Origin of the sequence: Candidatus Pseudomonas phytovorans, from assembly GCA_029202525.1 — a bacterium.
Taxonomy (GTDB): Bacteria; Pseudomonadota; Gammaproteobacteria; order Pseudomonadales; family Pseudomonadaceae; genus Aquipseudomonas; species Aquipseudomonas phytovorans.
The window spans coordinates 2,121,182-2,134,615 of the sequence record CP119325.1; the positions used below are offsets into that span (position 1 = coordinate 2,121,182).

The window sequence follows — 13,434 nt, forward strand, 5'->3', positions numbered from 1 at the left end:
TTATCCGTTTGCCCCTGAGGCGAAACTACAGGAACATTGGCCTATACGACACCCCCGCATGGCAACACCTATGCCGGGGTGACAGGAATCCCGTGAATTAGCCAATATCAAGAGGCCATCCTTCGATGATCGCCCAGCTGCCGACCGTTGCACCAAGCGCCAACTACCCCGAATTCCTCGAAGCACTGCGCAACAGCGGCTTCCGTGGCCAGATCAGTGCCGACTACGGTACCCGCACAGTGCTGGCCACCGATAACTCGATCTACCAGCGCCTGCCTCAGGCGGCGGTGTTCCCGCTGGATGCCGACGATGTGGCGCGAGTTGCCGCGCTGATGGGCGAGGCGCGCTTCCAGGACGTCAAGCTGACCCCGCGCGGCGGTGGCACCGGCACCAACGGCCAGTCGTTGACCGACGGTATCGTCGTCGACCTGTCGCGGCACATGAACAAGATTCTCGAAATCAACGTCGAGGAGCGTTGGGTGCGGGTGCAGGCGGGTACGGTGAAAGACCAGCTCAATGCCGCGCTCAAGCCGTACGGCCTGTTCTTCGCCCCCGAGTTGTCCACCTCCAACCGCGCTACCGTCGGCGGCATGATCAACACCGATGCCAGCGGCCAGGGCAGCTGCACCTATGGCAAGACCCGCGACCACGTACTGGAGCTGCACAGCGTGCTGCTTGGGGGCGAGCGCCTGCACAGCCTACCGATCGACGATGCCGCGCTGGAGCAAGCCTGCGCGGCACCCGGCCGGGTCGGCGAGGTGTACCGCATGGCCCGCGATATTCAGGAAACCCAGGCTGAGCTGATCGAAACCACCTTCCCCAAACTCAACCGTTGCCTGACCGGCTACGACCTGGCACACCTGCGCGATGAGCAGGGCCGTTTCAACCTTAACAGCGTGCTGTGTGGCGCCGAAGGCTCGCTGGGCTACGTGGTTGAAGCCAAGCTCAACGTGCTGCCGATCCCCAGGTACGCGGTGCTGGTCAACGTGCGCTACGCCAGTTTCATGGATGCCCTGCGCGACGCCAATGCGCTGATGGCGCACAAGCCGTTGTCGATCGAGACCGTCGACTCCAAGGTGTTGATGCTGGCGATGAAAGACATCGTCTGGCACAGCGTTGCCGAATACTTCCCGGCCGACCCCGAGCGCCCGACCCTGGGCATCAACCTGGTGGAGTTCTGTGGCGATGAGCCGGCCGAGGTCAATGCCCGGGTGCAGGCCTTTGTCGAGCACTTGCAAGCGGACGCCAGCGTCGAGCGCCTGGGGCATACCCTGGCCGAAGGCGCCAAGGCGGTCACCCGCGTCTACGTCATGCGCAAGCGCTCGGTGGGCTTGCTGGGTAACGTCGAGGGCGAGGTGCGCCCGCAACCGTTTGTCGAAGACACTGCGGTACCGCCGGAGCAGTTGGCCGACTACATCGCCGACTTCCGCGCGCTGCTCGATGGCTATGGCCTGGCCTACGGCATGTTCGGCCATGTCGATGCCGGCGTGCTGCACGTGCGCCCGGCGCTGAACATGAAAGACCCGGCCCAGGCTGCGCTGGTCAAGCCGATTTCCGATGCGGTGGCGGCGCTGACCAAAAGCTACGGCGGCCTGCTGTGGGGCGAGCACGGCAAAGGCCTGCGCTCGGAATACGTGCCAGAGTACTTCGGTGAGCTGTACCCGGCGCTGCAGCGCCTGAAGGGGGCCTTCGACCCGCACAATCAGCTCAACCCGGGCAAGATCTGCACCCCGCCGGGCAGCGCCGAGGGCCTGACCCCGGTCGATGGCGTGACCCTGCGCGGCGACCTTGATCGTACCATCGACGAGCGGGTCTGGCAGGACTTCCCCAGCGCCGTGCACTGCAACGGCAACGGCGCCTGCTACAACTACGACCCCAACGACGCCATGTGCCCGTCGTGGAAGGCGACCCGCGAACGCCAGCATTCGCCCAAGGGTCGCGCTTCGCTGATGCGTGAATGGCTGCGCCTGCAGGGCGAGGCGAACATCGACGTGCTGGCTGCGGCACGCAACAAGGTTTCGTGGCTCAAGGGCCTGCCGGCGCGCCTGCGCAACAACCGCGAACGCAGCCAAGGGCAGGAAGATTTCTCCCATGAAGTGTACGACGCCATGGCCGGCTGCCTGGCGTGCAAGTCGTGCGCCGGGCAGTGCCCGATCAAGGTCAACGTGCCGGACTTCCGTTCACGCTTCCTTGAGTTGTACCACGGCCGCTACCAGCGCCCGCTGCGTGACTACCTGATCGGCTCGCTGGAGTTCACCCTGCCGTTCATGGCCCGCGCTCCAGGGCTTTACAACGCGGTGATGGGCTCGAAGTGGGTGAGTAAACTGCTGGCGGACAAGGTCGGTATGGTCGACAGCCCGCTGATCAGCCGCTTCAACTTCCAGGCCACCCTGAGCCGCTGCCGCGTTGGCGTGGCCACGGTGCCGGCCCTGCGCGAACTGACCCCGGCCCAGCGCGAGCGCAGCATTGTGTTGGTGCAGGACGCATTCACCCGTTACTTCGAAACGCCGCTGTTGTCGGCGTTCATCGACCTGGCCCACCGGCTCGGCCACCGGGTGTTCCTGGCGCCCTACAGTGCCAACGGCAAGCCGCTGCACGTGCAGGGCTTTCTGGGCGCATTCGCCAAGGCGGCGATCCGCAATGCCACCCAGCTCAAGGCGTTGGCAGACTGTGGAGTGCCGCTGGTAGGTCTGGACCCGGCGATGACCTTGGTGTATCGCCAGGAGTACCAGAAAGTGCCCGGGCTGAATGGTTGCCCGCAGGTGCTGTTGCCGCAGGAGTGGCTGATGGATGTGCTGCCGGAGCAGGCGCCAACCGCGCCGGGCAATTTCCGCCTGATGGCGCACTGCACCGAGAAGACCAACGTGCCGACCAGCACCAAGCAATGGGAGCAGGTGTTTGCCCGTTTGGGGCTCAAGCTGGTGACCGAGGCGACGGGCTGCTGTGGCATGTCCGGTACCTACGGGCACGAAGCGCGTAACCAGGAGACCTCGCGGACCATCTTTGAGCAGTCGTGGGCGACCAAGCTGGACAAGGAAGGGGAGCCGCTGGCGACGGGCTATTCGTGCCGTAGCCAGGTCAAGCGCATGACCGAGCGCAAGATGCGCCACCCGCTGGAAGTGGTGTTGCAGTACGCCCAGCGTTAACGTTCAGGGCCTCGGGGGCTGCTTTGCAGCCCATCGCAGGCAAGCCAGCTCCTACAGGGATCGCGTCAATCTGGGTTGACGCGGTCCCTGTAGGAGCGGGTTTACCCGCGAAAGGGCCGGTTCAGGCTGTACAAGAGTCAGGCTTCTGGTGCGCGATCTCGATGCCGCCGCGCCTTCCTGTACAGATACAAACTCAACACCAGCCCGCAAGCCGCCGCCGCCGCCGCAAACAGAAACATCGAAGCAAACCCGAACCCCGCCGCCACCGCGCCCACCAGTGGCCCCGTCACTCCCAGCGACAAATCGATGAACAGCGAATACGCTCCCACTGCCGCCCCGCGGTTGGCCGCTGACACCTGATTCACCGCCTCCACGCCCAAGGCCGGGAACACCAGCGAGAAACCAAACCCACTCAGTGCTGCACCCGCCAAGGCCATTTCGGCGCTGGGTGCCAGCCACAACATCAGCAGCCCGAGTGTTTCTACCGACAGGCAAGCGATTGCCACGCGAAACCCGCCAATCCGGTTGATCAGGTTGCCGAACAGCAGCCGCGCACTGATGAAGCTGGCGCCGAACAGGCTCAGGGTCAGTGCGGCATTGGCCCACCCCTGGCTGGCGTAATACAGGGTGATGAACGTGGCAATGGTGCCAAAGCCGATCGAGCCCAGGGCCAGCCCCGAGCCATGCGGGAACACCTTGCCCAGCACCCGCAGGAACGGCAGGCGTACACCGCTGACAACGGGCGCAGCCTGTTTGGGCCAAGCCAGCAGCAGGCCGAGTATACACAGCAGGATAATGCTCACACCCATGCTCCACAGCCCCAGGCCCTTGACCATCAGCACGCCCAGCGGGGCGCCGATGGCCAGTGCGCCATAGCTGGCGATCCCATTCCAGGAGATGACTTTGGCCGTGTTGGAGGCGCCTACCCGGCCAATCCCCCAGCCAATCGCGCCCGAGCCCACCAGGCTTTCAGCGCTGCCCAGTACCAGGCGGCCGATCAGCAGGCAGGCCAGGCTCAGCCAGGGCAGGTGTGTAAGGAAGGCGCAGGCCAACATGAACACGCCGCTGAGGCCACAGCCGGCAAGGCCGTACATCACGGCTTTCTTGCTGCCGTGGTTATCGATGATGCGGCTGGCGGTAGGGCGGCTGAGCAGGGTGGCGAGGTACTGCACGCTGATCACCAGGCCGGCGACCACGGTGCTGAAGCCCAGATCGTTGTGCACATAGCCGGGCAACACGGCCAGTGGAATGCCGATGTTCAGGTAGCCGATGAAGGTGAAGAGGACGATGGAGACGACTTGCAGGGTGACCGCAAGGGGGCGCGGTGAGTCGGGCATGGGGGCCTACGTGGGTTCAGGACGGTGTGAAAACGTGATGACGGGGGTAGCCCGCAGGTCAGCCGTTTTCACACAGTCGGGGATGCGCAGTTATTCCTGGTCAGCGCTGGATTGATCGTCACCATCCTGCTCGACGGCAGCAGCCGGTTCGGCGTGAACGGTCACGGATGGCTCTTCTGGGTTCAGGCTTGGGAAGGGAAGATTCGGGATCTCGTGCATCTCGTCGTTCCTCGCAAGTGTGAGTGAAAAGTCTGCGCCAGGCGCGTTTGGAAGCTTCGCAAAGCTGGGGCAGGATACACAAGTCTGGATGACAGTTTGGATTTTTTCCCGGTCGCTTGTCGGGTTTGCGGGCGAACAGCGCACATTTTGCCCACAAAAAAAGGGCCTTTCGGCCCTTTGTTCTCAGTGGTTACTTACGGCCTTCTGCCGTTTCCGCAACCTTGTCAGTACGCGCGCACATGATGAAGTCGTTGCGGTGCAGGCCTTTGATCGAGTGGCTCCACCAGGTCACGGTAACCTTGCCCCATTCAGTCATCAGGCCCGGGTGGTGGCCTTCGGCCTCGGCGATTTCGCCGACGGCATTGGTGAACGCCAAGGCGTGCTTGAAGTTCTTGAACAGGAACACGCGCTCAAGCTCCATGTGGCCGTCACGCACTTCGATGTTCCAGTCCGGGATTTCGCGAATCAGCTCGGCCAGCTCTTCGTCGGTGACTTTCGGTGCGTCGGCGCGGCAGGCTTCGCAGTGGGCTTGGTTCAAGGCATTCATGAGGTGTTTTCCGGTTCGAGTTATTATCGGCAAGGTCGCTCAGGCGGCGACCTTGGGTGGAAACTTCGGTGCGTGCAGGCCCAGCTGCATGGCTTGATGGACCATGCCCATGATGTCTTCGTGGGCCAGGTCGAACAGGCGCTTCATGTTCGGCAGCACGAAGTACACCGGCTGCAGGATGTCGATGCGGTACGGCGTGCGCATGGCTTCTATCGGGTCGAAGGCCTGGTGTTCAGGCTCGCCAGACAGACTGTAGACGGTCTCCTTCGGCGACGAGAGGATGCCGCCACCATAGATCTTGCGACCCTGCGGGGTTTCCATCAGGCCAAACTCGATGGTCATCCAGTACAGGCGCGCCAGGTACACGCGTTGTTCCTTGGTCGCGGCCAGGCCGAGCTTGCCGTAGGTGTGGGTGAACTCGGCGAACCACGGGTTGGTCAGCAGCGGGCAGTGGCCGAAGATCTCGTGGAAGATATCGGGCTCTTGCAGGTAGTCCAGCTCTTGTGCGGTGCGGATGAAGGTGGCAACCGGGAAGCGCTTGCTGGCCAGCAGTTCGAAGAAGGTCTGGAAGGGGATCAGTGCGGGTACCCGGGCAACTTGCCAGCCGGTGGTGGCACCCAGCACCTTGTTGACTTCGCCCAGTTGCGGAATACGGTCATGGGGCAGCTTGAGCTGATCGATGCCGTCCAGGTATTCCTGGCACGCGCGGCCTTCGATCACTTTCAGCTGGCGGGTGATCAGGGTGTTCCATACCGCATGCTCTTGCTGCGGGTAATCGATAAAACCATGCGCATCGGGCTCGCGTGCCACGTATTGCGTCTGTTTCATGAGGCTCTCCTGGTGAGGGCTTTCTTGTTATGTGCAGGACATGACTAAGAAATATCCCTTCGCTCGCCGCTTTGCACGAGGGCGAGCAGCTATGGTCAGGGCGTGACAGCCTCATTTTCGTAACGATAATTTTACAAAAATACCTGGGTATCGGAAAATCCGAGGGATATGGCTGATGGTTGCGCTGTTTTTGTCAGCTTATCTTTACGAATTTTCTGCGCTGTGTTGAAAAACATTGGCGCTTCGAGAACCCACATGCGTATCAAAGTGCATTGCCAGAACCGTATTGGCATCCTGCGCGACATCCTCAACCTGCTGGTGGAATACGGCATCAACGTGCTGCGCGGCGAAGTGGGTGGCGACCATGGCAACGCCATCTACCTGCACTGCCCGAACCTGATCAACCTGCAGTTCCAGGCCTTGCGCCCGAAGTTCGAGGCGATTGCCGGCGTATTTGGCGTCAAACGCGTGGGCCTGATGCCCAGTGAGCGCCGGCACATGGAGCTGAATGCACTGTTGGGGGCGCTGGATTTCCCGGTGCTGTCGATCGACATGGGCGGCAGCATCGTCGCGGCCAACCGCTCCGCTGCACAGTTGCTGGGGGTGCGAGTGGACGAGGTGCCCGGCATGCCGCTGGCGCGCTATGTCGAAGACTTCGACCTGCCGGAGCTGGTACGGGCCAACAAGTCGCGTATCAATGGCATGCGTATCAAGGTCAAAGGTGACGTGTTCCTGGCCGATATTGCGCCATTGCAGTCCGAACATGATGAGAGCGAGGCGCTGGCCGGTGCTGTGCTTACCCTGCACCGCGCAGACCGCATCGGCGAGCGTATCTACAACGTGCGCAAGCAGGAACTGCGTGGCTTCGACAGCATCTTCCAGAGCTCCCGGGTGATGGCCGCCGTGGTGCGTGAAGCGCGGCGCATGGCGCCGCTGGATGCGCCGTTGCTGATCGAGGGCGAAACCGGCACCGGCAAGGAGTTGCTCGCGCGCGCCTGCCATCTGGCCAGCCCGCGCGGCCAGTCGCCGCTGATGGCGCTCAATTGCGCCGGATTGCCCGAGTCGATGGCTGAGACCGAGCTATTCGGTTATGGCCCCGGGGCATTTGAAGGGGCGCGGGCCGAGGGCAAACTGGGGCTGCTGGAGCTGACCGCAGGCGGCACGTTGTTCCTTGACGGGGTAGGGGAGATGAGCCCGCGCCTGCAAGTGAAGTTGCTGCGCTTTCTGCAGGACGGCTGCTTCCGCCGGGTCGGCAGCGATGAAGAGGTGTACCTGGATGTGCGGGTGATTTGCGCGACCCAGGTGGATTTGTCCGAGTTGTGTGCCCGTGGCGAATTTCGCCAGGACCTGTATCACCGCCTCAACGTATTGTCGCTGCACATTCCGCCCTTGCGTGAATGCATGGATGGGCTGGAAGGCCTGGTGCAACACTTTCTCGATCAGGCCAGCCGGCAGATCGGCTGCGCCCTGCCACGCCTCGCGCCGACGGCGATGGACAAACTTGGGCAATACCATTGGCCGGGCAATGTAAGGCAGTTGGAAAACGTGTTGTTCCAGGCGGTTTCTTTATGTGAAGGCGGCGTGGTCAAGAGCGAGCATATTCGCTTGCCGGATTATGGTGTACGGCAGCCGTTGGGTGAGTTTTCGCTGGAAGGGGATCTTTCGCAGATTGTCGGACGCTTTGAAAAAGCCGTGCTGGAAAGTTTGATGGGGGAGTTTTCGAGTAGTCGTGCGTTAGGGAAAAGACTGGGTGTTTCGCACACGACGATTGCCAACAAGTTAAGGGACTATTCCTTAGGTAAGTCGGCAGATTAAAGCGGGTAATTAATAGCCTGTTAATCTTGTGCAATATTCTTCGCGGGCTTGCCCGCTCCCACAGGTATTGCACGGTACTTGAAAACTGTGCGGTACCTGTGGGAGCGGGCAAGCCCGCGAAGGGCCCCGCAGGGGCCCCAATCTCAAGGATTAGCCGTTAGAGCAGCCGTTCCCCATCACGCGGTATTCGAGAATGTGCTTCTGGCCTTGGGAGTCCTCATAGGTCATGCGCGCTGGCACGACTTCGCACACATTGGGCACTTCGCTCATGGAAATGACGCGGGCAATGTCCAGGTGCTGCGAGTAACTGTACTGTTCAACCGGAATCTGCTCGGCATCTTTGGCTTCGCCGGCCATCGCCGCGCCGCAAAGACTGCCAAGTACCAATACCAGTAAAGCTTTCATTTTCTATTTACCTGTCTAAGGTCGTGAGGGGGCACGCGGCGCTTATGGCGCCGCGAGTACAGCGAGTTTTAACTATCGGGATTAGAGGGAGATTAACGCTTGCCTTCGTGGGGGCTGTTACCAGTTGTTAATCGCCTTGCCGTTGCTGGCGAGGTGAATTTTAGGGCGGTGGCCAAGGCTGAAACAGTGGGTCTTTTGATAAAGTGTTTTGACAGAATCTGTAACAATCCTGTGTTAACCCCCTTCTATTTTTCGCGCCGCAGGCTGTAACCCCCGAGCTAGAGGGCTTTGCCGGAACGGGCGTACCAAATTACTACCAACGTCGAATGGCTTTTGTCGCTCTGGTACAGTTACAAACGGTTCCATACAAAAACAACTATTACACCGAGGTAACACAGATGAGTGCGGCTCCACTGTATCCCGTTCGTCCCGAGGTTGCGGCCACTACCCTGACCGACGAGGCCACCTACAAGGCCATGTACCAGAAATCGGTGATCAACCCGGACGGCTTCTGGCGCGAGCAGGCCCAGCGTATCGACTGGATCAAGCCTTTCACCAAGGTCAAGCAAACCTCCTTCGACGACCACCACGTCGATATCAAATGGTTCGCCGACGGCACTCTGAACGTTTCCTCCAACTGCCTGGACCGCCACCTCGAAGAGCGCGGCGACCAGTTGGCCATCATCTGGGAAGGCGACGACCCTTCCGAACACCGCAACATCACTTACCGCGAACTGCATGAGCAGGTCTGCAAGTTCGCCAACGCCCTGCGTGGCCAGGACGTGCACCGTGGTGACGTGGTTACCATCTATATGCCGATGATCCCCGAGGCCGTGGTCGCCATGCTGGCATGTGCCCGCATCGGTGCCATCCACTCGGTAGTATTCGGTGGCTTCTCCCCAGAAGCATTGGCCGGCCGCATCATCGATTGCGAGTCCAAGGTGGTGATCACCGCCGACGAAGGCGTGCGTGGCGGCCGTCGTACCCCGCTCAAGGCCAACGTCGACCTGGCGCTGACCAACCCTGAAACCAAAAGCGTGCAGAAGATCATCGTGTGCAAGCGCACCGGTGGTGAGATTGCCTGGCACCAGCACCGAGACATCTGGTACGAAGACCTGATGAAAGTGGCTTCCAGCCACTGCGCACCCAAGGAAATGGGCGCCGAAGAAGCGCTGTTCATCCTGTATACCTCCGGCTCCACTGGCAAGCCCAAGGGCGTGCTGCACACCACCGGCGGTTACCTGGTGTATGCCGCGCTGACCCATGAGCGCGTGTTCGACTACCGCCCGGGCGAGGTCTACTGGTGCACCGCTGACGTCGGCTGGGTCACTGGCCACAGCTACATCGTCTACGGCCCGCTGGCCAACGGCGCCACCACCTTGCTGTTCGAAGGCGTGCCGAACTACCCGGACATTACCCGCGTCTCGAAGATTGTCGACAAGCACAAGGTCAACATCCTCTACACCGCGCCAACCGCCATTCGCGCGATGATGGCTGAAGGGCAGGCGGCTGTTGAGGGGGCCGATGGTTCCAGCCTGCGCCTGCTAGGCTCGGTGGGTGAGCCGATCAACCCTGAAGCCTGGAACTGGTACTACAAGACCGTGGGCAAGGAGCGTTGCCCGATCGTCGATACCTGGTGGCAGACCGAGACCGGCGGCATCCTGATCAGCCCGCTGCCGGGCGCTACCGGCCTCAAGCCGGGCTCGGCAACCCGTCCGTTCTTTGGTGTGGTGCCCGCGCTGGTGGACAACCTCGGTAACCTGATCGAGGGGGCGGCCGAAGGCAACCTGGTGATCCTCGACTCCTGGCCCGGCCAGTCGCGTTCGCTGTATGGCGACCACGACCGCTTCGTCGACACCTATTTCAAGACCTTCCGTGGCATGTATTTCACCGGCGACGGTGCGCGCCGCGACGAAGATGGCTACTACTGGATCACCGGCCGTGTGGATGACGTGCTCAACGTGTCCGGCCACCGCATGGGTACTGCCGAGATCGAAAGTGCCATGGTGGCCCACGCGAAGGTGGCTGAGGCTGCGGTGGTGGGTGTGCCGCACGACATCAAGGGGCAGGGCATCTATGTGTACGTCACCCTCAATGCCGGTGTCGAGGCAAACGAGCAGCTGCGCCTGGAACTGAAAAACTGGGTGCGCAAGGAAATCGGCCCGATTGCCTCGCCGGACGTGATCCAGTGGGCGCCGGGGCTGCCGAAGACCCGTTCGGGCAAGATCATGCGCCGTATCCTGCGCAAGATCGCCACCGCTGAATACGATGCGCTCGGCGACATCTCGACCCTGGCCGACCCGGGCGTGGTGCAGCACCTGATCGACACCCACAAGGCCATGAACCTGGCTTCGGCCTGATAGCAGCTGTGAACCCGCTCCCACAGGGAATGCGCAGGCCCAGCAAGAGGAAAAACCCCGCCCGGGCAACCGGCGGGGTTTTTGCTTTATTGTTACCCGACATTCATCGGTAACTGTTCTGTCACCGGTCCCGCACGCGTTCGGGGCGCGAAGAAACAAATCCGACCCGTTTCGGTGCATTTGCGTTGCCATTTTGTGCAACACAGCACGCTACACTTGCCGTAGTACAAGGCTTTGCCAATAATAGGCCCAGGAATTGCTAGGTCTATAGGTTCTATTTCTTGCGCTTTTGCATATTTTGCATTGGCTGTCAACATCGCCCATAGCGGTTTCAAGCGCTTCTGTAAGTAGTTGTCGCTTTGAAGAAATATCGACTACCGGGCTGTCGCTAAAATGCCACTCACTCGCTCGTGGTCTGCGGCCTTGGTCGAACCCTGCGCGGCTCGCGTTGTACCCATTCGCATATCGGGCAGTTGTTACCTGCCTTGTATTGCCCCGTACCGATGGAGTTACCTGATGAAGAAGCTCGCACTGCTTGGCGCCCTGGCGCTGTCTGTGTTTTCCCTGGTGTCGCAGGCCGATGAAAAACCACTGAAAATCGGCATTGAAGCCGCCTATCCACCCTTCGCCTTCAAGCAGCCCGATGGCAGCATCGCCGGTTTCGACTACGACATCGGCAACGCCCTGTGCGAACAGATGAAAACCAAGTGCACCTGGGTCGAGCAGGAGTTCGACGGCCTGATCCCGGCGCTGAAGGTGCGCAAGATCGACGCGATCCTGTCGTCCATGTCGATCACGGATGACCGTAAGAAGTCGGTCGACTTCACCAATCGCTACTACCTGACCCCGGCCCGCCTGGTCATGAAGGACGGCACCGCTGTCAGCGAAAGCCTGGATGAGCTGAAAGGCAAGAAGATCGGCGTGCAGCGTGGTTCGATCCACGACCGCTTCGCCAAGGAAGTGCTGGGCGCCAAAGGTGCCACCGTGGTGCCTTACGGCACCCAGAACGAAATCTACCTGGACGTGGCTGCTGGCCGCCTCGACGGCACCGTGGCTGACGCCACCCTGCTGGAAGACGGTTTCCTCAAGACCGACGCCGGCAAGGGCTTTGCCTTCGTAGGCCCGGCCTTCACCGACGCCAAGTACTTCGGTGACGGCATCGGCATTGCCGTGCGTAAGGGTGACAAGGAAAACCTCGACCGCATCAACGCAGCCATCGCTGCCATCCGTGCCAACGGCAAGTACAAAGAAATCGAGCAGAAGTACTTCAACTTCGACATCTACGGTCCAGACTCGAACTAAGACGTCGGGTTTCACCTGTGCAATGGTGCAAACAGCAGAGGCTCTGAGGTTTGCACCATTTTTCATTCTTTAGGTCGAGGACCTCATCATGTTGAAAGGCTACGGGGCAGTCATCCTCGACGGGGCGTGGCTGACGCTGCAGCTCGCCCTGTCGTCGATGGCCCTGGCCATCGTGCTCGGCCTGATCGGCGTGGCGCTGCGCTTGTCGCCGGTGCGCTGGCTGGCCTGGCTGGGCGATCTGTATTCCACGGTGATCCGTGGTATTCCGGACCTGGTCCTGATCCTGCTGATCTTCTACGGCGGGCAAGACATCATCAACCGGGTGGCGCCGCTGCTCGGCTACGAAGACTACATCGACCTGAACCCGCTGGTTGCGGGTATCGGTACGCTGGGCTTCATCTTTGGCGCGTACCTGTCGGAAACCTTCCGCGGTGCCTTCCTCGGTATTCCCAAAGGCCAGGCCGAGGCGGGCGTGGCGTATGGCATGAGCAACCGCCAGGTGTTCTTCCGCATCCAGGTGCCGCAAATGATTCGCCTGGCAATTCCGGGTTTCACCAACAACTGGCTCGTGCTGACCAAGGCCACCGCGCTGATCTCGGTCGTCGGGCTGCAGGACATGATGTTCAAGGCCAAGCAGGCGGCCGATGCCACCCGCGAGCCTTTTACTTTCTTCCTGGCGGTGGCGGCGATGTACCTGGTGTTGACCAGTGTCTCGCTGCTGGCCCTGAAGTATCTCGAGCGCCGCTACTCGGTGGGCGTCAAGGTGGTTGAGCTATGATCTTCGACTACAACGTTGTCTGGGAGGCCCTGCCGCTGTACTTCGGTGGCCTGCTGACCACCCTCAAGCTGTTGGCGATTTCGCTGTTCTTCGGCTTGCTGGCGGCCGTTCCGCTAGGCCTGATGCGCGTGTCCAAGCACCCCGTGGTGAACATGAGCGCTTGGCTCTATACCTACGTGATCCGCGGCACGCCGATGCTGGTGCAGCTGTTCCTGATCTACTACGGCCTGGCGCAGTTCGAAGCGGTGCGCGAAAGCATCTTCTGGCCGCTGCTGTCCAGTGCCACGTTCTGCGCCTGCCTGGCGTTCGGTATCAACACCAGTGCCTATACCGCAGAAATCATCGCCGGCAGCCTCAAGGCCACGCCCCATGGCGAAATCGAGGCGGCCAAGGCCATGGGCATGTCGCGCATGAAGATGTACCGGCGCATCCTGCTGCCGTCGGCCCTGCGCCGGGCGCTGCCGCAGTACAGCAACGAAGTGATCATGATGCTGCAGACCACCAGCCTGGCGTCAATCGTCACCCTGATCGACATCACCGGTGCCGCGCGCACGGTCAATGCCCAGTACTACCTGCCTTTCGAGGCCTATATCACGGCGGGCGTGTTCTACCTGTGCCTGACCTTCATCCTGGTGCGCCTGTTCAAGATGGCCGAACGCCGCTGGCTCGGCTACCTGGCGCCGCGCAAGCACTGACC

The 13,434-nt window shown here is 61.3% G+C and carries 11 protein-coding genes; 6 read left to right on the top strand and 5 right to left on the bottom strand.

Annotated features, from left to right (window positions below):
* Positions 1 to 125: 125 nt before the first annotated feature.
* Positions 126 to 3,146, top strand: coding sequence for an FAD-binding and (Fe-S)-binding domain-containing protein (locus tag P0Y58_09485; GenBank protein ID WEK32403.1), 3,021 nt, complete (start codon positions 126 to 128; stop codon positions 3,144 to 3,146).
* A gap of 137 nt (positions 3,147 to 3,283) precedes the next feature.
* Here P0Y58_09485 and P0Y58_09490 read toward each other — a convergent pair whose 3' ends face one another.
* The 4 genes from P0Y58_09490 to phhA form a co-directional block, all read right to left on the bottom strand.
* Positions 3,284 to 4,483, bottom strand: a complete 1,200-nt coding sequence (locus P0Y58_09490) for an MFS transporter (GenBank protein WEK32404.1) — start codon at positions 4,481 to 4,483, stop codon at positions 3,284 to 3,286.
* A gap of 90 nt (positions 4,484 to 4,573) precedes the next feature.
* A complete protein-coding gene (locus tag P0Y58_09495) occupies positions 4,574 to 4,702 on the bottom strand; it encodes a hypothetical protein (protein WEK32405.1) in 129 nt (42 codons plus the stop codon).
* A gap of 190 nt (positions 4,703 to 4,892) precedes the next feature.
* The gene (locus P0Y58_09500) at positions 4,893 to 5,249 is read right to left on the bottom strand and encodes a 4a-hydroxytetrahydrobiopterin dehydratase (GenBank protein WEK32406.1); all 357 of its coding nucleotides are present in this window, start codon (positions 5,247 to 5,249) and stop codon (positions 4,893 to 4,895) included.
* 39 nt (positions 5,250 to 5,288) lie between these two features.
* Complete coding sequence (phhA, locus tag P0Y58_09505) at positions 5,289 to 6,077, bottom strand: phenylalanine 4-monooxygenase (protein ID WEK32407.1); 789 nt, start codon at positions 6,075 to 6,077, stop codon at positions 5,289 to 5,291.
* A 255-nt stretch (positions 6,078 to 6,332) separates the two neighbouring features.
* On the opposite strand from phhA, the gene P0Y58_09510 reads away from it, so the two are divergent.
* Positions 6,333 to 7,892 carry a sigma-54-dependent transcriptional regulator gene (locus tag P0Y58_09510; GenBank protein ID WEK32408.1) on the top strand — a complete coding sequence of 520 codons (1,560 nt, stop codon included), beginning with the start codon at positions 6,333 to 6,335 and terminating at the stop codon, positions 7,890 to 7,892.
* 150 nt (positions 7,893 to 8,042) lie between these two features.
* On the opposite strand, the gene P0Y58_09515 is transcribed toward P0Y58_09510, so the two are convergent.
* Positions 8,043 to 8,297, bottom strand: coding sequence for a DUF2790 domain-containing protein (locus P0Y58_09515; GenBank protein WEK32409.1), 255 nt, complete (start codon positions 8,295 to 8,297; stop codon positions 8,043 to 8,045).
* A gap of 398 nt (positions 8,298 to 8,695) precedes the next feature.
* On the opposite strand from P0Y58_09515, the gene acs reads away from it, so the two are divergent.
* From acs to P0Y58_09535, 4 genes are all read left to right on the top strand, one after another.
* The gene (gene acs, locus P0Y58_09520) at positions 8,696 to 10,657 is read left to right on the top strand and encodes an acetate--CoA ligase (protein WEK32410.1); all 1,962 of its coding nucleotides are present in this window, start codon (positions 8,696 to 8,698) and stop codon (positions 10,655 to 10,657) included.
* A gap of 516 nt (positions 10,658 to 11,173) precedes the next feature.
* Positions 11,174 to 11,959 carry an ABC transporter substrate-binding protein gene (locus tag P0Y58_09525; GenBank protein WEK32411.1) on the top strand — a complete coding sequence of 262 codons (786 nt, stop codon included), beginning with the start codon at positions 11,174 to 11,176 and terminating at the stop codon, positions 11,957 to 11,959.
* An 88-nt stretch (positions 11,960 to 12,047) separates the two neighbouring features.
* The gene (locus tag P0Y58_09530; protein WEK32412.1) at positions 12,048 to 12,737 is read left to right on the top strand and encodes an ABC transporter permease; all 690 of its coding nucleotides are present in this window, start codon (positions 12,048 to 12,050) and stop codon (positions 12,735 to 12,737) included.
* Positions 12,734 to 13,432, top strand: coding sequence for an ABC transporter permease (locus tag P0Y58_09535; protein WEK32413.1), 699 nt, complete (start codon positions 12,734 to 12,736; stop codon positions 13,430 to 13,432). The genes P0Y58_09530 and P0Y58_09535 overlap by 4 nt, the downstream gene beginning before the upstream one ends.
* Positions 13,433 to 13,434: the final 2 nt, after the last annotated feature.